This is a genomic window from Corallococcus sp. AB045, from assembly GCF_003668895.1.
Taxonomy (GTDB): domain Bacteria; phylum Myxococcota; class Myxococcia; order Myxococcales; family Myxococcaceae; genus Corallococcus; species Corallococcus coralloides.
This window is the reverse complement of sequence record NZ_RAWN01000063.1, coordinates 1-20408: the sequence shown is the minus strand read 5'-3', so window position 1 is coordinate 20408 and position 20408 is coordinate 1. Positions and strand designations below refer to the sequence as shown.

General features: G+C 71.3%; 13 protein-coding genes. 9 read left to right on the top strand and 4 right to left on the bottom strand.

What is annotated here, in order from left to right; all coding sequences use genetic code 11:
• Positions 1–6 precede the first annotated feature (6 nt).
• Both D7Y21_RS17260 and D7Y21_RS17255 read right to left on the bottom strand, forming a co-directional pair.
• Positions 7–2286, bottom strand: coding sequence for a glutamine amidotransferase (locus tag D7Y21_RS17260; RefSeq protein WP_120567572.1), 2280 nt, complete (start codon positions 2284–2286; stop codon positions 7–9).
• A gap of 28 nt (positions 2287–2314) precedes the next feature.
• Complete coding sequence (locus tag D7Y21_RS17255) at positions 2315–3073, bottom strand: DUF4159 domain-containing protein (protein ID WP_121714462.1); 759 nt, start codon at positions 3071–3073, stop codon at positions 2315–2317.
• A 56-nt stretch (positions 3074–3129) separates the two neighbouring features.
• Here D7Y21_RS17255 and D7Y21_RS17250 point away from each other — a divergent pair, with 56 nt between their 5' ends.
• The 4 genes from D7Y21_RS17250 (at position 3130) to D7Y21_RS17235 (ending at position 7325) form a co-directional block, all read left to right on the top strand.
• Positions 3130–3438, top strand: coding sequence for a molecular chaperone DnaJ (locus D7Y21_RS17250; protein WP_120567574.1), 309 nt, complete (start codon positions 3130–3132; stop codon positions 3436–3438).
• A gap of 27 nt (positions 3439–3465) precedes the next feature.
• The gene (locus D7Y21_RS17245; protein ID WP_120567575.1) at positions 3466–4173 is read left to right on the top strand and encodes a hypothetical protein; all 708 of its coding nucleotides are present in this window, start codon (positions 3466–3468) and stop codon (positions 4171–4173) included.
• Positions 4174–4254: 81 nt separating this feature from the next.
• Entirely contained in the window at positions 4255–5730 is a 1476-nt protein-coding gene (locus D7Y21_RS17240) for a hypothetical protein (RefSeq protein ID WP_120567576.1), read from the top strand.
• 29 nt (positions 5731–5759) lie between these two features.
• Positions 5760–7325 carry a beta-ketoacyl synthase N-terminal-like domain-containing protein gene (locus D7Y21_RS17235; RefSeq protein ID WP_120567577.1) on the top strand — a complete coding sequence of 522 codons (1566 nt, stop codon included), beginning with the start codon at positions 5760–5762 and terminating at the stop codon, positions 7323–7325.
• Positions 7326–7374: 49 nt separating this feature from the next.
• Here the strand turns inward: D7Y21_RS17235 and D7Y21_RS17230 are convergent, their stop codons facing one another.
• Positions 7375–8508: an RNA polymerase sigma factor RpoD/SigA gene (locus D7Y21_RS17230; protein ID WP_121714460.1), complete on the bottom strand. Its 1134-nt coding sequence runs from the start codon at positions 8506–8508 to the stop codon at positions 7375–7377.
• 68 nt (positions 8509–8576) lie between these two features.
• Here D7Y21_RS17230 and D7Y21_RS17225 point away from each other — a divergent pair, with 68 nt between their 5' ends.
• On the top strand, positions 8577–11003 hold the full coding sequence (locus tag D7Y21_RS17225; protein WP_120567579.1) for a DEAD/DEAH box helicase: 2427 nt from the start codon (positions 8577–8579) through the stop codon (positions 11001–11003).
• 33 nt (positions 11004–11036) lie between these two features.
• Here D7Y21_RS17225 and D7Y21_RS17220 read toward each other — a convergent pair whose 3' ends face one another.
• Positions 11037–11531, bottom strand: coding sequence for a helix-turn-helix domain-containing protein (locus D7Y21_RS17220; protein WP_120567580.1), 495 nt, complete (start codon positions 11529–11531; stop codon positions 11037–11039).
• Between the two features lie 68 nt (positions 11532–11599).
• On the opposite strand from D7Y21_RS17220, the gene D7Y21_RS17215 reads away from it, so the two are divergent.
• From D7Y21_RS17215 to D7Y21_RS17200, 4 genes are all read left to right on the top strand, one after another.
• Entirely contained in the window at positions 11600–12829 is a 1230-nt protein-coding gene (locus D7Y21_RS17215; protein ID WP_120567581.1) for a Glu/Leu/Phe/Val dehydrogenase, read from the top strand.
• A gap of 87 nt (positions 12830–12916) precedes the next feature.
• Positions 12917–14134 (top strand): threonine ammonia-lyase, encoded by a 1218-nt coding sequence (locus D7Y21_RS17210; RefSeq protein WP_120567669.1) that lies wholly within the window; start codon positions 12917–12919, stop codon positions 14132–14134.
• 52 nt (positions 14135–14186) lie between these two features.
• Positions 14187–15557: a peptidase MA family metallohydrolase gene (locus tag D7Y21_RS17205; RefSeq protein WP_121714458.1), complete on the top strand. Its 1371-nt coding sequence runs from the start codon at positions 14187–14189 to the stop codon at positions 15555–15557.
• Between the two features lie 117 nt (positions 15558–15674).
• A partial coding sequence (locus tag D7Y21_RS17200; protein WP_121714456.1) for a hypothetical protein occupies positions 15675–20408 on the top strand: 4734 nt, incomplete at its 3' end.

Sequence of the window (20408 nt, the reverse complement as noted above, 5' to 3'; positions counted from 1 at the left end):
ACCGGGTCACACGTATCCGAACCGCCGCCGCGCGAACCACTCCGCGCCCAGGAGCGCGATGAGCGCCACCAGGTAGTACCAGCGGTCCCACAGCGGCTGGTCCTTCGCGCGCCCCACCTCCACCACCGGCGGATCCAACAGCGGCACGTCCGGCATCCCGTCCTGCGGCAGCTTGTACGCCTTGCCCTCCGTGATGCTGGCGATCTGCTCCATCAGCGTCGGCCGCACCGACGCGTCCGACAGCTCCGGGCCCACCGCGCGCACCGCCACCGCGTCCTCGCCCTTGCCCAGGTCCGTCTCACCCTTCTTCGCGGACGCGAGCAGCTTGTACGGGCCCGGCGCCGGCGGCGCGAACTCCAGCCGCACCACGCCGTCCGCCCCCGTCGTGCCCGTCTGCACCGCCACCGGCTTCTGCGTCGCCACGGAGAACAGCTCCACCCGCACCTGCGCGCCGTCCGCCGGTTGGTAGTCCGCCATCCGCGCCTGCACCACCACGCCCACCGGACGCCCCGGCTCCACCGACGGCGGATCCGCTGTCACCTTCAGCGTCGTCAGGTCCGGGTCCCTCACCAGCCAGCGCAGCGCATTGCCCCAGAAGCGGTCATACGCCCGGTTCGGCGAACCATCCCGGTGCGCCGTGAACGCCCACGACCACGTCGCATCCGTCGCCACCACCATCGCCCGGCCCCGCCCGTAGTCCCACACCGACACGAGCGGCGCGTTCTTCCCGTCCACCGTCATGAACGGGTGGTCCATCAGCACCGTCGCGCCCGGCCGCGCCCGCGTCAGGTTCGCGCCCGGAATGGGCAGCAGCTCGCCCCACAAGCCTTCCGTGCTCGCCGCGCCCGTCCCAATGGACGTCACCGGGTGCCGCAGGCCCTCTGGCGTGAGGCGCGGTTTGAACGGATCCGCGTTCGCGGGGCCCGCGGCCTCCACCGGCAGCGCCTCCATCAGCGTGGGCATCGACGCGCGCCCTTCGCCCAGCACGCTGTCGCCGCCAATCATCACGAACGCGCCGCCCTCGTGGATGTAGCGCTCCAGGTTGCGCTCGTACTCCGCGATGGACAGCGAAGGGTCCGAGTAACCGAAGTTCTGGAAGATGACGACGTCGAACGTGTGCAGCTTCGTGTCGAAGATCTCCTCCATGGGGAACGGGATGAGCGACAGCTCCCGCTCGTTCGACACGCCCGGATCGTCCGACAGCGTGCGCAGGATGTAGAACGACACCAGGTCCACGTTCGCGTCCTGCTTGAGCAGCCCGCGCAGGAAGCGCTCGTCCCACGACGGCCGCCCCACCACCAGCAGCACGCGCACGCGGTCGCGAATCACCTTCAGCGTGAACGAGCGGCTGTTGTTGTCGCTCACCGCCTCATCCGGGAACGTGGGCACCGTCACCGTGTAGACGAACCGCCCCGTCTGGTCCGGCGTGAAGGTGAAGGACACCGGCTTCACGTCGTCGCCGGTGGTCATCTTCACCAGCTTGCTCGCCACCGTCTTGCCCTCCTGGCTCAAGACGACGGGGATGTCCTGCCCGGCGAACCCGCGGCCGTGGATCTCCACCTCCACCGTCAGCGAGTTGCGCACGAAGGCGAAGTCATCCACCTTCAGCCCCTCCACCGACAAGTCCTTCAGCGCCTCCTGGCCCACCAGGAACGTGGACACCGGCACGCCCAGGTCCGTGAGCGCCGCGCGCGCCCGGCCCACCGCCCCGGCCTTCAATTCCGTGTTGTCCGCGCCGTCGCTGAACAACATCACGCCGGACAGCTTGCGCGCCCCCTGCCCTCCGGACGCCGCCGACCGCAGCGCCGCGAGCAGGTCCGTCGTGCCCGCCCGCGCCGGCTCCTGGGCCAGCTGCGCGGCAGTCACCGGCGCCAGCTCCGGATCCACCCCGTACACCTCCACCGTGAAGCGGTCCTGCCAGGACGCGAACGTGGGCGCCGCCTTCTCCAGGAACGCCGCCACCTGCGCGCTGCGCGTGGGCCCGCCCGGCTCCGACGGGAAGTTCATGGACGCCGAGCGGTCCACCAGCACCGCCACCCGGTTCTTCATCCGCGCCACCTGCAGGTGCCGGATGCCGGGCTCCAACAGGAAGAAGAACGCCGCCACGCCCGCGCCGATGCGCAGGCCCCACAGCAGCAGCTTGCGGCCCCGGGACGGCTCGCGGCGCACGCCCCACGCCGCCAGCGCGATGCCCAGCACCAACCCCACGCCCAGCAGCACCAACGCCCAGACCGGCAGGGGCGACAGGCTGACGAGCTTCCACGCGTTGAAGGACGGGGAGTTCATTCGAGGGTTCGCGCGAGGAAACGCACTTTCAGCGCCGCTTGTTGAGGATGAGGGGCAGGTGCACCGCGTCGTCCTTGTAGTCCAGACAGAGCGCGTACATGCACAGGTTGATGCCCAGGCGGATGGCCAGCTCGCGCTGCGGCTCGCCGCCAGGGGACACGTCGAACTCGTAGTCGCCGGACTCGCTGCGGCTCCACGCGCCCGCCACGTCGTTCTGCGAGTAGATGATCGCCGCGCGCTTGCCCACGCTCGCCACCAGCGGCAGCGGCTTGTGCAGCAGCCGCCCCGGCGCCGCGTCCAGCAGGAAGAAGGACTTGAAGACGACGTGCGTGCTCGGCGCCTCCTTCAGCGGGCTCTGCGGCAGCACGCGCGCCATCTCCCGGCGGAAGCTGGCGTCGAAGCCGTCCCCGTCGCTGCCGTCGTTGGCGTCCCCGAACACGAAGCCGCCGTACGTCAGGTAGCGGCGCAGGTTGGACACCTCCGCGTCACTCAGCGGCGGGAAGGGCCCGTCCCCTCCGAAGTAGAGGAACGGGTACTCGAAGAGGTCCGGACTGTTCAGCGCGAACGGGCGCGCGTCCGGCACCACCTCCACGGACGTGCGCCGCTGCAGCTCCCACGCGAGCCGGCGCAGCCCCGACAGCCGGCCGTCCCAGCGGCCCCCGTGCCGGGCCACGGCGGGGATGAAGCGGCTCTTCTCACCGAAGGCGGCCGCACGCCGGGACAGCAGCGGGACGAGCGCGGACGTGGCGAGCAGGAGGTTTCGACGGGAGAGAGACCGCACAGGCATGGGGACCTGCTTATACCGTCGGCGGGTGCCTGCATTCCCTGGTATAGACGCGCCCCATGGCGAAAGGCGGACAGACGCCCCCGGAGCCCGGCGGCGCCCCCCAAGCTCCCGGCACCGCTCCCGGCTCCCTCCCAGGCTCCGAAGAAGTGCGCGCCGCCTGGGCCCGCAAGGACCAGGGTGACGTGGCCGGAGCCCGGCGGGACGCGCGGCGCATCCTCGCGGGCAGCCCCTCCCCGGAAGACCGCGAACGCGCGGAAGACCTGCTGCGTGCCACCGAAACGCCCCGCGCCCTCTACGGTTACGCGCTCCTGGGCGCCGTCATCCTGGCGATGCTGCTGGGGCTCGCCCTGACCCGCTATTCCTGACGGCCACAGCCGCTAGGATGCCGCGCCATGGAAGGCTTCCTCCAGGCGCTCAAGTCGTACCAGACCTTCAACCCCTCCGGCTGGGTGGGCATCTATCGACTGCTCCCCATGTGGGTGGGCGTGGTGGTCGCGCTCGTGGGGCTGGTGCTGCTGCTCGCGGGCGGCGGCAAGCTGTTCCGCGTGGTGGCGGGCCCGGTGGGCGCGGTGCTGGGCCTGGTGTGGACGGGCGCCATCACCCAGCGGCTGAACCTGGGCGACCTGGATCCGCGCATGCCCACCCTGGTGGCCGCGGCACTGATGGCGCTGGGCTTCCTCTTCCCGCCCGCCGTCACCTTCGTGGGCGTGGGCGTGCCGCTGGGGCTGCTGGCGGGCCAGATTGCCGGCCCCAGCGACTTCCTGCTCGGCTTCGGGCCGGGCTTCATCGTGGGCGGACTGGTGGGCGCCATCCTCCACCGGCAGGTGAGCGGCATCGTCGCGTCGGTGGTGGGCGCGTGGCTGCTGGTGATTGGCGCGCTCGCGGCGCTGCACCAGTTCGGCGGTCTGGTGGAGGCGGTGGCCAGCCGGCCCTGGGGCGTCATCATCGCCGCGCTCCTCTTCGCCCTGGCGGGCAGTGTCTACCAGTTGGCCGTGCGCCCCACGCCCGAGGAGTCGGATCAACAGAAGGCGGAGAAGCAGCGGCAGAAGCAACGCCTGGCGGAGCAGCAGGCGCTCGAGAAGCGCTGGGGGGTCAAGTAACCCCTGTCCCGGCAATCCTTTACGCCGGGGGGGCCGGGGCGTAGATTCCGCCGGCTTTCCCCTCCCCTTCCTCGAGCATCGATGGGCCAGGCCAGCCGCAAGGACAAGGACACGCAGAAGCAGGAAGGGTCGCCCCCGGCGGCCTCCGTCCCGTCTTCCCCGGACGCCGCCCAGCCCGCCGTGCCCCATGAGGGGTGGCGCAAGCCCGCCGGCATGAGCCGCAAGGGGTGGGCCATCCTCGCGGGCGCCGTCGCCTTCATCCAGCTCCCGCTCATCCACTACGCGCTCTTCCGGGGCCAGGCGGACGTCACCGCGACGGTGCCCTACCAGCAGTCGTTCAACGACCCGGCCGTCGTCGCGCGCGACTTCTTCTCCACCGGCGCCTACTGGCGCGTGACGAACGGGGAGCTGCTCGGCCCCGCGCCCAAGAACAACCCGCTGTGGCTCCAGGCCGCGCTGCCGGACGACGTGGCGGTGGAGTTCGACGTGCGCCCGGAGTACCCCGAGGGCGACATCCGCGTGGAGCTGTTCGGCAACGGCCGCGACCCGGCCTCCGGCTACGTGCTGGTGCAGGGCGGGTGGAACAACAGCCTGTCCGTCATCGCCCGGAAGGACATCAACGCCCCCGCGCTGGACGCGCTCCAGCGCAAGGCCGCGCGCGTCGCGGAGAAGGGCGGCGGCCAGGGCGCGGACCTCGTCGCCACCGGCGTCTTCAAGAAGGACACCCGGGTGCGCGTGGAGTCCCGCGTGGGCGCCCCCATCCAGTCCGGCCGCACGTACCACTGGCGCATCGAGCGGCGCGGCAACGTGCTCAAGTGGGCCATCGACGGACAGCTGGTCGCGGAGCTGGACGATCCGTTCCCCTTGAAGGGCAAGGGGCAGGACCGGCTGGGCCTGTCCGGCTGGGAGTCGCAGCTGTTCTTCGACAACCTGCGCATCGGCACGCCGGACTCCATGCCCGCCACCCTGGTGGCGAAGCAGGAGCCCACCCTGCCCCCGGGCCCCTCCGAGGACGACTTCAACCGCGACACCCTGGGTGACGCGTGGAACGTCACCAACCCCGCCGCCGTGAAGCTCGAGGACGGGGCGCTGGTGGTGCAGAACGTGGGCAACCGCCCGGTGTGGCTGAAGAAGCCCCTCCCGGAGAACGCCGTCATCGAGTTCGACGCCTGGGGTGACAGCCCTGACGGCGACATGAAGGTCGAGGCGTGGGGCGACGGCCGCTCCTTCTACGCGGGCGACCCGCGCCTGCAGTACACCGCCACCGGCTACGTCTTCATCTACGGCGGCTGGAAGAACACCCAGTCCATCATCGCGCGCCAGCACGAGCACACCAACGACCGCGCCGTGCGCGACGGCGCCGCGGTGGTGCCCGGCCAGCGCTACCACTTCAAGATCACCCGGCGGGACGGACTCCTGTCGTGGGAAGTGGACGGCAAGCCCTTCCTCACCCTCCAGGACGCGTCCCCGCTCTACGGCCCCCGGAACCAGTACTTCGGGTTCTCCGGCTGGCAGACGCGCGTCCACTTCGACAACCTCAAGATCCAGCCGCTGTAGCCTTCCCCCGGGCGGCGGAGGAAACACCCGTGCGCAGAGTCGGAATCTTCGGCTGGGGCGTGGTCGCCCCGCGTTCCCCCAACATCGAGGCCTTCGCGAAGAACCTCGAGTCGTCCGAGACCTGGCTGACCCCCTTCAACGGCTTCGGTCCGGACAACTTCCTCGTCGGCACGCCCACGTTCAACCTGGCGGACTACAAGCCGTGGATCGACGCGCGCTTCCCCGCCAACCGCTTCTCCCAGCTGGAGCGGAAGATGGGGCAGCCCACGCAGTACGCCATCGGCGCCTTCATCCAGTCGCTGTCGCAGAACCCGGGCATCGAGAAGGAGCTCCAGGCCCTGGGCACGAAGGCCCACGTCTACGTGGGCACCGGCCTGGGCGACCTGCCCACCATCCAGCACATCTCCCTGGACCTCTACCGCGCCCAGCGCCGGTGGGACCGCTTCTGGGCTTCCCCGGAGCGCAACGGCGCCGTTCGCCAGTGGCGTGAGACGCGCGAGCCCCTGCCCGGCCTGCCTCCGGAGCCCTCCACCATCGAGGAGGTGGAGCGCGACAAGGCGGAGGACGACTGGTGGCACTTCTGGGCGGGCCGCTCGCCGGAGCTGCGCGAGTACCTGGAGGAGCTGCGCGAGATTGAAGCCATTGGCGTGCCCGACGAGGGCGACGTGGAGTCCGCCAAGCTGGCCGTCATCAAGGAGAAGCGCACGCGCAACGGGCGCCTGCAGAAGAAGTGGAGCGCGCCCGAGCCGCCGTGGAACGCCGTGTCCTCCAACGTGCTGTGGAACATCCACAACACGCCCGCGTCCCAGGTGTCCATGCTGGGGCAGATCACCGGCATGACCTTCGCGCCGGTGGCCGCGTGCTCGTCCTTCGGCTACGGGCTGAAGCTGGCCATGAACGCCATCCGCCTGGGTGAGGCGAAGGCCGTGGTGCTGGGCATGACGGACGCGGCGCCCAACCCGCTGGTGGTGGGCGGATTCTACAACGCGCGCGTCATCTCCGCGGACGCCGCCGTGTCCAAGCCCCTCACCGCGCTGCGCGGCACGCACATCGCCGGAGGCTCGGTGGTGTGGGTGGTGGGCGACTACGAGCACTTCACGCAGAAGGGCTTCAAGGCGCTGGGCCTGGAGCCCGTCGCCGTGGGCGTCACCGCGGACGCGGACCACATCATCACCCCGTCCAAGGAAGGCCCCACGCTGGCCATCCGCGAGGCGCTGGGCGCCGCCGGTTGTCAGCCCCAGGACGTGGGCAGCTGGGACCTGCACGCCACCGCCACCCCTGGTGACTTCCTGGAGGTGCAGAACCTGCGCGACGTGCTGCCGGAGTCCGTGCTCATTACCGCGCGCAAGGGAACCTTCGGCCACGGCATGTCCGCGGGCGGCGGCTGGGAGCTCACGGCGCAGTACCTGGGCGCGGCGGCGGGCAAGGTGTACCCCACGCCGCTGGCCGCCCCGGAGCTCAACAAGCAGATCGCCAAGGTGCACGGCCGCTTCGTCTTCAACCAGGAAGTGGCGGCGCCCGAGGGGTGCTCGGGCAAGCTGTCCATGGGCGTGGGCGGCATCAACGCCTGCGTCATCTCCCGGCCCTGGAAGTAGCCGGGAGGCGCCGGGCCACCGGTGGACGCGTTGTCCCGCGTCCCCCGGGTCAGCCCTTGGGCACCGCCACCATGTCGAAGTCCGGGATGCGTTCGCGCATGAACTCGCGCATCCGGTTGATGAGGGCCGCCTCAATCTGCCGGGCGCGCTCGCGGCTGACGCCGTACTTGTCGCCGATGTCCTGGAGCGTGAGCGGTTCGTCCGCGGTGAGGCGGTGCTCGAAGATGTAGCGCTCCTTGCCCTCCAGCGTCTGGGCGAAGGCGGCCAGGTTCTCCCGGAAGAGGGCCTTGAGCTGCTCGCCGCCCAGGCGCTCGTCGGCGGGCACCGCGCTGGACGGCAGGTAGCGGTCCGCCCGGGTGGAGCCCGAGTCCCCGTCGTTGCCCAGCGGCGCGTCGATGGACACCTCGTCGTGCCCCAGCCGCTGGTCCATCTCCACCACGTCCTGCTCGGTGACGTTGAGGCGCTCCGCCAACAGGCGCGGGCTGGCCTCGAAGCCCTGGGAGACGAGCTTCTCCTGCTCCTGGCGCAGCTTGAAGAAGAGCTTCCGCTGGGCCTCGGTGGTCCCCAGCTTCACCATCTTCCAGTTGTCCATGATGTAGCGAAGGATGTACGCGCGGATCCACCAGGCGGCGTAGGAGCTGAGCTTCACGCCCCGGTCCGGGTCGTACTTCTTCACGGCCTGCATCAGCCCGATGTTGCCCTCCTGCACCAGGTCCAGCAGGGACAGGGGGTTGCGGTGGTACTCGTGGGCCAGTTTCACCACGAGTCTCAGGTTGGAGGCCACCAGGCGGTAGGCCGCCCGCACGTCCCCCGTGGACTGGTACTCCTTGGCCAGCCGGTGCTCCTCCTCCCGGGTGAGCAGGGGGTGCTTCGTCACCTCGGCCATGTAGGCCTGGAGGGGGTCCCGGCTGGTGAGGGCGCTGCTGCCCTCCGCGCGCACCAGGGCGGCCGGCCGGGCGGCGCGGGCCGGAGCGGGGACCTCCTCGATTTCCGCCTCCGCTTCGTTCAGCTCCGCCAGGTCCGGCTCCAGGGCGTCCGGGTCCTGGGCGGCCTCCTCCCCCTCCTCCTCCGGAGCCTCAGGCGCGGATTCCCGGGCCTTCCCCGGCCGGGCGGAGGCCGCGGGGCGCTTCGCGCGGGGCCGGGGGGCGGCCGGACCATTGGTTCTCTTCCTCCCATTCGCCATGCGCGCTCCATACCCCAAAGTGCCGCGATTGTTGCCAGAGGGTAATGCAGGGGCTATGCCCATGCCCGATGAGCGACATCCAAGAGCCCACGCCGGGAGCCCCGGCACCTGACGAAGCCTCGACGCGTCCCGGCGAGTACATCGCGGACATCAGCTTCGAAGAAATGAACCTCTCCGAGCCCCTCCGCCGCGCGCTGGCGGAGCGCGGCTACACCAGTCCCACCCCCGTCCAGGCCAAGGCCTTCGGTCCCGCGATGGCGGGCAAGGACCTCATCGTCCGCAGCAAGACGGGCACGGGCAAGACGGCCGCCTTCGGCCTGCCCCTGCTGGAGAAGATCCCCGCGGACGAGAAGCGCGTGCGCGCCCTCATCCTCTGCCCCACGCGCGAACTGGCGCTCCAGGTGGCGGAGGAGCTCACCACCCTGGCCAAGTACAAGGGCGTGAAGGTGGCGGCCATCTACGGCGGCGCCTCCATGAAGCAGCAGGAGGACGCGCTGGAAGAGGGCACGCCCATCATCGTGGGCACCCCCGGCCGCGTCTTCGACCACATCAACCGTGGCAACCTCAAGCTGGACGGCTGCGACCACGCCATCCTCGACGAAGCCGACGAGATGCTGAACCAGGGCTTCTACGAGGAGGTCACGCGCATCCTCGACCGCCTTCCGAAGACGCGCCAGGTGCTGCTCTTCAGCGCCACCGTCCCCACGGACATCCAGAACCTCATCGCGCGCTACACGACGAACGCGGAGACGCTGCTGTTGTCCGGCGACGTCTTCACGGTGGAGCACATCCACCACATCCGCTACGACGTGTCGGACCAGTTCCCCAAGCCGCGCAACCTCATCTACATCCTGGAGAAGGAGGAGCCCTCCAACGCCATCATCTTCTGCAACACGCGGGATGACACGGCGCTGGTGACCGCGGTGCTCAACCGCAACGGCTTCGACGCGGAGCTGCTCAACGGAGACCTGCCGCAGAAGGAGCGCGAGCGGGTGATGGGCAAGGTGAAGCGCGGCGAGGTGGCCTTCATGGTCGCCACGGACATCGCGGCGCGCGGCATCGACATCTCCGGGCTGGAGTACGTCATCAACTACTCCCTGCCGGAGGACCCCGCCGTCTACCTGCACCGCGTGGGCCGCACGGGCCGCATCGGCAACAAGGGCACGGCCATCAACCTCTTCTCCGGGCGCGAGCTGGCGACGTTCACCGTGCTGGAGAAGAAGTTCGGCATCAAGTTCGAGATGCGTGAGATGCCCGCCCCCGAAGAGGCGATGCACCTGTGGACCGAGCGCCACTTGCGCGAGCTGCGCGAGGGCATGGGCTCCAGCATCTTCGAGGGCTTCCTGCCCCTGGCCTCGCAGCTCAAGCAGCGGCCGGACGCGGACGACCTCATCGCCTTCCTCATCAAGTACTACTTCAGCCGCCTGCGCATGGAGAAGGCCCAGGCCGCCGGTGAGACGGAGAAGCGCGAGCCGGCGCCGGAGCGCAAGCCCATGGAGCGCCGGGGCAAGGACCGCGACCGTGAGCGCGACCGCGAGCGTCCCCGCCGCGAGGAGCGCGGCGAGCGCACCGAGCGTCCGCGCCGCGACGAGCACCCGGACCGCGAGCGCCGTCCGCGCCGCGACGAGCCGCGCCGCGAGGACCGGGGTGAGCGCCGGGGTGCCGGTTCCGCCGCGCTGGAGGCGGGCCCGGGCGAGACGAAGCTCTGGGTGAACCTGGGCACCGCGGACGGCCTGGGGCCGGGCAGCATCGCCACGGCCATGGAGGACGCGGGCGCGCCGCTGGGCAAGATGGTGCGCGCGGAACTGCGCCCCACGTTCGCGTACGTCTTCGTGGCGGAGGAGGACTCCGCGGGCTTCGAGGCGCTCAACGGCAAGCAGCACGGCGGCAAGACGCTCCGCGTGGAGAAGAGCAAGCCGCGCAGCGAGCGCGACGCCACCAGCACCCGCCCGCCCCCGTCCCCGGACGCGGGCCCCGGCGAGGTGAAGCTCTGGGTGAACCTGGGCATGGACGACGGCATGGACGAGGCGAAGCTGCCCGCCACGCTGGAGTCCCTGGGCGCGCCGGCGGGCAAGGTCATCAAGGCCCTCACCCGCCCCACCTACGGCTACGTCTACGTGCCGGAAGGTGACGCCGAGGGCTTCGAGTCGCTCAACGGCAAGGCGCACAACGACAAGCCGCTGAAGCTGGAGCGGCACCGTCCGCGCGGCCAGCGTGAAGAGCGCCGCCCCCGTCATGAGGCGCTGCAGGACATCCCCGGCCAGGCGCGCCTGTGGGTGGGCCTGGGCCGTCAGGAAGGCCTGGACGAGGCGGGCGTCACCGCCGCGCTGGAGGCCGCGGGCGCTCCGGCGGGCAAGGTGCTGCGCATCGACCTGCGCCCCACGTACGCGTATGTCTTCGTGGCGGAGGAGGACGTGGCGGGCTTCGAGTCCACCCACGGCAAGCCGCACGGCGAGGGCAAGACGCTCAAGGTGGAGCGCGCCAAGCGTAAGTAGTGCTTCCGTGCCTCGGGGGGGCTCACAGCTCCCTCAAGGCTCCGGAGCCGTCTTCTTCCTGCGGGCCCGGTGGTAGTGCGCCACGCACAGCCCCCGGGCCAGCACGGGCCGGCCGCACTCCGGTGAAGCGCAGGCCTCGCCGCCCACCTTCGCCGGAGGAGTCGAAGCGCCCGGCCCGCCGCTGAACATCGCCTCCGCCACCGCCAGCAGGCGGTCCACGTCGTCGCGCCCCAGCTTCTTCAGCCGCACCCACTCCACCAGCCGATGAGCCCCCGCGTCCTCCGCGTCCTCCAGCCGGAACAGCTCCCCCAGCGGCAGCTCCAGCGCGGCCGCGACCTGGAGGAGCGTGTCGTAGCTGGGGTTGCGCTCGCCGCGCTCCAGCAGGGACACGAAGCTCACGGAGATGTCGCACCGGGCGGCGAAGTCCTCCTGGGTGAGGCCCCGGCGCTCGCGCAACGTGCGGATCCGCCGCGCCAGTCCCTGCAGGGACGAACCGGCGTCGCTGTCGTCCGGGGAATGGGGGCGCATGGACGCCCTCATCGTAGCGCACCCCTTCTGTTAAGGTTTTCCGTCTGTCCTCAGGAGTGAAGCCCACCATGAACGCCGTCGACGGCACCAACTACTACTTCCGCAAGGCCGCGCGGGTGATGGACGTGGGCACGCCCATCGAGACGCTCCTGGCCACGCCCCTGCGCGAGGTGAAGGTCCAGGTGTCCATCGAGATGGACTCCGGCGAGATCCGCACGTTCCTGGGCTACCGCATCCAGCACGACAACAGCCGCGGCCCCATGAAGGGCGGCCTGCGCTACCACCCCGCCCTGGACCAGGACGAGTGCGTGTCGCTCGCGTCGCTGATGACGTGGAAGACGGCCGTGGTGAACGTGCCCTACGGCGGCGCCAAGGGCGGCGTGGCGTGCGACCCCGCGCAGATGAGCCTCAAGGAAGTGGAGCGGCTCACGCGCAAGTTCGTGGATCAGATTCAGGACGTCATCGGGCCCACGCGGGACATCCCCGCGCCGGACGTCAACACCAACCCCCAGGTGATGGCCTGGGTGATGGACCAGTACTCGCGCTACCACGGCCACTCCCCGGCGGTGGTGACGGGCAAGCCCCTGGAGCTGTACGGCTCCAAGGGCCGCGAGGCCGCCACCGGGCGCGGCCTGCTCTACGTGTGCCGTGAAATCCTGCGCGACCTGGGCATGCCGGTGAAGGGCACGCGCTTCGCCATCCAGGGCTTCGGCAACGTGGGCAGCCACATCGCGCAGCTCATCTGGGGCGACGGCGGCGTGGTGGTGGCCGCGTCCGACGTGCTGGGCGGCATGTACAACCCCATGGGCCTGGACGTGCCGTCCCTCTTCGAGCACGTGAAGCGCACCGGCACCGTGACGGGCTTCAGCGGCGGCACGCCGTGCTCCAACGAGGACGTGCTCGCGGCGGACTGCGAGGTGCTCATCCCCGCGGCGCTGGGCCACGTGCTCACCCGCGACAACGCCAACAGCGTGCGCGCGCGCCTGGTGGTGGAGGGCGCCAACGGCCCCACCCAGCCGGAGGCGGACGACATCCTGGAGAAGCGCGGCATCTTCGTGGTGCCGGACATCCTGGCCAGCGCGGGTGGCGTGACGGTGAGCTACCTGGAGTGGGTGCAGAACCTCCAGCACGTCTCCTGGGAAGAGGACCGCGTCAACGCGGAGCTGGAGAAGACGATGAAGGAGGCCTACGACCGGGTGGCGCAGATTGCACGGTCTCGTAAGGTTTCCATGCGGACGGCCGCTTACATCCTGGCCATTGGCCGGGTGGGCAAGGCCACGGTGCTGCGCGGCATCTGACGCACCCCGCCGCGCACGCGGCCAGGCAGGCGTGGGGCTCCGGGCCGCTTCCGTGCGGGGCCCGCTTCCGCTAGACGCCCGGCCATGATGGTCACCCTGCAGGACATCCAGGCGGCGCGCGAACGGATCCGCACCGCGCTGCGCCCCACGCCGTGCCCCGCGTCGGACTACTTCACGGAGAAGACCGACTGCGCGGTGGTGTACTTCAAGCTGGAGAACCTCCAGCGCACCGGCGCCTTCAAGGAGCGCGGCGCGCTCAACAAGCTGCTGACGCTGACGGAGGAGGAGAAGCGCCGCGGCGTCATCGCGGCCTCCGCCGGCAACCACGCGCAGGGCGTGGCGTACCACGCGCGCCGGCTGGGCATCCGCGCCACCATCGTGATGCCGGAGCGCACGCCGCTCATCAAGGTGACTCGCACGCGTGACGACTACGGCGCGCGCGTGGTGCTCAAGGGCGCCAACTACGACGAGGCCTACGCGGAGGCCCTGCGCATCCAGGCCGCGGAGGACCTGGTCTTCGTGCACCCGTTCAACGACCCGCACGTCATCGCGGGCCAGGGCACCATCGCGCTGGAGCTGTTGGAGCAGTGCCCGGACCTGGAGCTGGTGGTGGTGCCGGTGGGCGGCGGCGGGCTCATCTCCGGCATCGCCGTGGCGCTGAAGCAGACGAACCCGCGCATCCAGGTGGTGGGCGTGCAGGCCTCCACCATCGCCAGCATGAAGGCGTCGCTGGATGCCGGGAAGCGCACGGAGCTCACCAACGCGGGCACCACCATCGCGGACGGCATCGCGGTGAAGGTGCCGGGGGAGCTCACCTTCGAGCACGTGCGCAAGTACGTGGACGCGATGGTGACGGTGGACGAGGAGGAGATCGCCGCCGCCATCCTGATGATGCTGGAGCAGGAGAAGTCGGTGGCGGAGGGCGCGGGCGCGGCGGGGCTGGCGGCGCTCGTCAACGGCCGGATTCCTCAGGCGAAGGGCAAGCGCGTCGCCATCATCGTGGGCGGCGGCAACATCGACATGAACGTCATCAGCCGCATCATCGAGCGGGGCCTCGTGAAGGCGGGCCGCCTGGTGCAGCTGGAGGTGCGGCTGCCGGACCGGCCCGGCGTGCTCGCGCGGCTCACCACGCAGATCGCGGAGATGCGCGCCAACGTGGTGGACCTGCACCACGACCGCGCCTTCTCCAAGGCGGGCCTGGGCGAGGCCACGGTGGAGGTGATGCTGGAGACCACCGGGCACGCGCACATCCAGGAGCTGATGGCCGCGCTGGAGGCCCAGGGCTGGCAGGTCGCACGGACGTAGGGCGGGGAGGCTTGCGCGGGCGCTCGGGGCTTCGGCGATACTCCGGAAACCCATGAACACGCCCCTCATCGCCCTGCTGCTCCTCGCCGCCGCTCCTCCCGCGCAGAAGGCGAAGGAGCTGGCCGCCCACAAGGAGTGGGAGGAGCTGTACCTCGCGTTCGCCGCCGCGGATCCAGCCTCCTACCCGGAGGCGCAGCGGCCGTCCGTGGCGGGCCCGCTGCTCAAGGGCTGCGAGGCGCTGCTCGCGGAGGACTCGGTGATGGCGTACTCGCTGGGCGAGCGCGCCGTGGCCTTCCAGGAGACGGCGGGCGGCCTGCGCTGCCTGGCGCGCTCCGCGCTGAAGACGGATCAACGGGCCTCCGCGGAGGAGGCGCTGAAGAAGGGCCTGGCCAACTTCCCCAAGGACGGCGCGTTCGCGCTGGAGCTGGGCAGGTTGCAGTTGCTGGACAAGGACTCGGCGGGGGCGCTGGCCACGCTGCAGCAGGTGCCCGCGAAGTCGAAGGAGGCCGCGGAGGCGAAGAAGCTGATGCAGCAGGCGCGCGCTCAGGTGTCGGAGGAAGGGGCCGCGCGGCGCGAGGCGGAGCGCCTGGAGCAGCGGATGAATGGCGAGCCCTCCCCGGGGGACACGCGCCAGGTGAAGGGGACCGCGGGCGGAGAGGTCCGTCCGGCGAGCCTGAGCTACGAATCCGGCGTGGGCAAGGACGGCATGCGCGTGCGCCAGAACAGCCGCTTCGCCATCCGCTACTTCAACAGCGACCGGGACTTCGGGCAGCGCGCGGAGTACGAGGGCAAGGTCGTGTCCGCACTCGATGAAGCCTATGACTTCACCCAGCGGACGCTGGGCCGGGCCCGCGAGCGGCAGCTGAACGTGGTGCTCTACACCCGCGACGAGTTCGCCACGCACCTGGGCCCCTCGTACGCGGCCCGGGTGGCCGGCCTGTACCACGACAACGCCATCCGCATGAACGACGCGGCGGAGCTGACACAGGCGACGAAGGCCACCCTGGTGCACGAGTACGTGCACGCGGCGGTGGACGAAATCTGCCCGCGCGGCGGCGGCGCCCTGCCCCGCTGGTTCAACGAGGGCCTGGCCGAGTACATCGAGTGGCGCTACCTGGGGCTGGACGGCCCCCCGCGCTACCTGCGCGACGTGATGAAGGGCCAGGCGAAGCAGGGGCGGCTGCCGAAGCTGTCGGACATGGACTCGCAGGCGCCCATCTCCATGTCCCAGCCGGAAGTCGCCTACGGAACATCCGCCATGGCGGTGCGGGAGCTGGTGCGGCTGGGGGGACAGGAGAAGCTCCTGGACTTCATCCAGAAGGCGGGCCAGGCCGAGTCCTTCCAGGAGGCCCTGAAGGCAGCCTACGAGAAGGACTTCGCGGGCCTGGATCTGGCGGTGCGTGCCGCCCTCTCGGGGAGGTAGCGGCCGGTCGGGCGTGGCGGATTGGTTTACCCCCTGGCGGGAGTCCCCTACACTCGCGGGCCTCCAAGATTTTCGCTGCGGCGGTCCCCCCAAGACGCTGGCGCAGCAAGGTGACGGATGTCCGATACGCGCGCCGCGATGAGAGAGTTCCGCTTCCTGGATGAGAAGCGGAAGCTGGGAAGCCTGTCCGCTGTCGAGGAGGCTCGCTGGGTCGAGTTGCGCGGCCTTTTGGGCATCCAGGACGCGGCGGACACCGCGGCGGCGGCTCAGGCGTGGGCCCAGCCCGAGCAGCAGCCCCAGGGGTACTACGGCGAGGATGGCCAGTGGTACGCCTACCCCGCCGGCTACGACCCCAACGCCCAGGGCTACTACGGCGAGGATGGCCAGTGGTACGCCTACCCCGCCGGCTACGACCCCAACGCCCAGGGCTACTACGGCGAGGATGGCCAGTGGTACGCCTACCCCGCCGGCTACGACCCCAACGCTGCGGCGTATGATCCGAACACCGCGGCCCATGATCCGAACGCGGCGGCGGCCTGGGCGCAGCAGGGTTACGACCCGAACGCAGCGTATGACCCGAACGCGGCGGCGGGCTACGCGGCCCCGGTGGATCCGCAGGCCTATGCCCCGCAGGCGCCCGCCGAGCCGGACAGCCTGAACCTCAGCACGGACGACATCGACATCCCCTCTCTGAGTGAACCCGCGCCGTGGATGCCCCAGGCACCCGTGGCGACGGCGCCTGCTCCGGCGGAGACGTGGGACACGAGCGCCGAAGAGGACTTCTCCGGTCTGTCGACGGAGACGCCGCCCCCGGTGGCCGCCGCCGAGCCGGAGCCCTCGCTGGAGGATTCGTTCGCGGACCTGTCGATGGAGGTCGAGTCGGAGGCCCAGGCCCCGGCGACGTCCGGTCTGGATCCGATGGCGGAGGCGCTTGCCTCCGCGGAGCACGCGGTCGGAGAGGCGGAGCTGCTGGAGGCCGAGCCCGTCGCCGAGGCGGTGATGGCCGAGGACCTGTCGCCCGTGGACGCGGCGTGGGACGCGGCGCCGCTGGCGGTGGAGTCCGAGGAGTCCCGGGCCAGCGCGCTCGATACCGCGCCGCTCGCGGTGGAGCCGGCGGCGCCGGCCGAAGGCGCGGCTTCGGAGTGGGACTGGAGCGACGTCGCGACGGCGGAGTCCTCCGCGCCGGTGGAAGCCGCCGTGCAGGAGGCCCAGGCGGTCGCGACGGAGACGGCGGGAGCGTGGGGGACGGATGCGGACCCTGTCGCTGGAGCGCCGGAGCAAGGTGGAGAGATCGCGCTCGGCGCGGGTGACATCGCGGAGGCGTGGACCGACGGCGCCGCGGCCACGGAAGTGCCCGCGGAGGAGATCGCCCTGGACGCGGGCGAGGTCGCCACGGAGTGGCAGCCGGAGACGGCCAGCGCGGAGACCTGGCAGTCCGGTGGAGAGGCCTTGGCGACCGGCACGACCGAGGTCGAGGCTGCGTGGCAGGCAACCGCGGAGGCGGAGGAGATCCCGCTCAGCACGAGCGACGTCGCCACGGACTGGCAGGCTGAGGGTGAGGCTCCGGCGGCCGATGCGACTGCGCTCGGCACGAACGACGTCGCCTCGGACTGGCAGACCGGCGGCGAGGCCGCGGCGGAGGAGATCGCGCTCGGCACGAATGACGTCGCCACCGAGTGGCAGGCCGATCCGAGTGCTTCACCGGAAGGCGCGGGGGAGATCGCCCTCGGAGCCGAGGATGTCGCCACGGAGTGGCAGGCCGGCGCGACGGAAGCTCCCGCCGAGGAGATCGCGCTCGATTCGAGCGAGGTCGCCACGGATTGGCAGTCGGGCAACGCCCCGGCCAGCGAGGAGATTGCGCTCGGCGCGAGTGATGTCGCGACGGAGTGGCAGGCCGACAACACGGCTCCGGTGCAGACCTCCGCCGAGGAGATCACGCTCGGCACGGATGACGTCGCGACGGAGTGGCAGGCCAATGATCCGGCGGGTGTCGCCGCCGAGACGTGGCAGGCTGGCACGGAGACGCCCGCCGAAGAGATCGCGCTCGACGCGAGTGATGTCTCGGCGGACTGGCAGTCCGGCGACGCCCCTGAGGCGGAAGTCCCCGCCGAGGAGATCGCGCTCGACGCGAACGATGTCGCCTACGAAGGCGCCGCGGATGGGTCCGTTGGCGGCGATGCTTCGGCGGTCGCGGCCGGTGTGGAGGCGCAGACCTTCGACGTGGCCGACCTGGGAGCCGAAGAGGAGCAGCAGCTCACTCCGCCGCCCTCCCCGTTCGCGAATGAGTCGGGCATTCCGTCGCTGCGGATCCGCAGCATCCCGGTCGGCCCGGACATCGAAGCCGACACGCTGGAGCTCGGCTCGGACGATGTCGAGCCCGCGGCCGAAGTGGCCCCTGCATCGGAACAGTGGGGTGAGCTGAGCGGCAGTGCCGACGACGCCGTGCCGCTGGCCACCGCCTCCGAGTCGCTCGCCGAAGCGCAGTCCACCGAGTCATCGGAGTGGAACACCTCGGGTCAGGATGCGCAGGCGTGGTCCGCCGAGGGTGAGCCCTCGGACTCCACCGCCACCGTGGGCTTGCAGGACACGTCCGCCGCCATCGAGCTCCAGCCCGAGTGGGCCGCCGATGCCGTGGAGCCCGCCGCCCCCATCGAGCTCCAGCCCGAGTGGGCCGCCACCGCTGACACGGCGGAGGGCACCGGTTCGGAGCAGGCGTGGTCAGGCACCGCGTCGTCCGAACAGCCCACCGCGAACGCCGCGCCCGCGTGGGATGCCCCGGCCACCGAATCCGCATGGGCCGCATCCACGACGGCGCCCGTCGCGGATGCCCAGGGCGGATGGACGCCCCCGTCCGAAGAGGCTCCGCTGATCGTGGCCCAGTCCGAATGGGCCTCGCCGGAGGCTGACGCCGCGCAGCCGGCACAGACGTCCGACTGGAACGCCACGGAAGAAGCCGCCCCCATCGAGGCCCATTCGGACTGGGCCACGGAGGAAGCCGCGCCCGTCGCCGCGCAGCCCGAGTGGGCGGCCGCTGAAGAGGCCCCCATCGAAGCGCAGCCGGAGTGGGCCACGGAAGAAGCCGCGCCCATTGCCGCGCAGCCCGAATGGGCCGCCGCTGAAGAAGCCGCGCCGCTCGAGGCCCAGCCGGAATGGACCACCCCTGAAGGCAGCGCCACCGTTCCCACGCAGCCGCAGTGGGGAACCGCTGAGGGCGCGCCCGTCGAGGCCCAGCCCGAGTGGGCCACGGCTGAAGACACCGCGCCCGTCGCCGCGCAGTCCGAGTGGACCACCGAAGAGTCCGCACCGGTCGCCGAGCAATCCGAGTGGGCGACGGGTGAAGCTGCGCCGATCGAGGCCCAGCCTGAGTGGACGACGAGCGACAGCACCACGGAGGCCGCGCCGATCGAGGCCCAGCCGGAGTGGGCGACGAGCGACAGCACCACGGAGGCCGCGCCGATCGAGGCCCAGCCGGAGTGGGCCACGGAAGAAGCCGCCACACCGGTCGCCGCGCAGTCCGAGTGGGCGAGCACGGAAGCTGCCGCGCCCACGGCGCCGCAGTCGGAGTGGGCCACCGAGGAAGCCGCGCCCATCGAAGCGCAGCCGGAGTGGGCGACCACGGAAGCCTCCGAGCCCGTCGCCGCGCAGCCCGAGTGGGCCGCCGAAGAGGCCGCGCCTGTCTCGGCGCAGCCTGAGTGGGCCACGGAAGAAGCCACCGCGCCCGTCGCTGCACAGCCCGAGTGGGCCGCCGAAGAGGCTCCCATCGAAGCCCAGCCGGAGTGGGCCACCGAGGAAGCCGCGCCCGTCGCCGCGCAGCCCGAGTGGGCCGCCGAAGAGGCTCCCATCGAGGCCCAGCCGGAGTGGGCCACGGAGGAAGCCGCGCCCGTCGCTGCACAGCCCGAGTGGGCCGCCGAAGAGGCTCCCATCGAAGCGCAGCCGGAGTGGGCCACCGAGGAAGCCGCGCCCGTCGCGGCACAGCCCGAGTGGGCCGCCGAAGAGGCTCCCATCGAGGCCCAGCCGGAGTGGGCCACCGAGGAAGCCGCGCCCGTCGAAGCACAGCCCGAGTGGGCGACCACGGAAGCCTCTGAGCCCGTCGCCGCGCAGCCCGAGTGGGCGACCACGGAAGAAGCCGCGCCCATCGAAGCGCAGCCCGAGTGGGCGACCACGGAAGCCTCTGAGCCCGTCGCCGCGCAGCCCGAGTGGGCGACCACGGAAGCCTCTGAGCCCGTCGCCGCGCAGCCCGAGTGGGCCGCCGCCGAAGAGGCCCCCATCGAAGCGCAGCCCGAGTGGGCCACCACGGAAGCTTCCCCCGTCGCCGCACAGCCGGAGTGGGCCGCTGAAGAGGCCCCCATCGAAGCGCAGCCCGAATGGGCCACCACGGAAGCCGCCCCCGTCGCCGCGCAGCCCGAGTGGGCCGCTGCCGAAGAGGCCCCGATCGAAGCGCAGCCCGAGTGGGCCGCTGCTGAAGAGGCCCCCATCGAAGCTCAGCCCGAATGGGCGACCCCGGAGGCCGTGACCCCGGGCGCGGAGCAGCCGTGGGCCGCCACGGACGCCTCCGCGCAGTCGGAGTGGGCCGCCACCGAGGACTCCTCCGCGAGCTCCGCCTGGGCCCAGCCGTCCACCGACGCCCAGCAGCCCTGGGACGCCCCGGTCGAGGAGGCCGCCCCTGAGTGGAGCGCCGCTCCCTCCACGCCGGAATGGGGCGCCCCTGAAGCCCCTGCCGCGCGCTCCGCCTGGGCCGCGCCCCAGGAGGCCCAGCCCGAGTGGATGGCCGACGCAGCCCCCGCGGCGTCCACCTGGCAGGCCCCCCCCTGTCTCGTATACACATCTCCGAGCCCACGAGACATGCGCAGA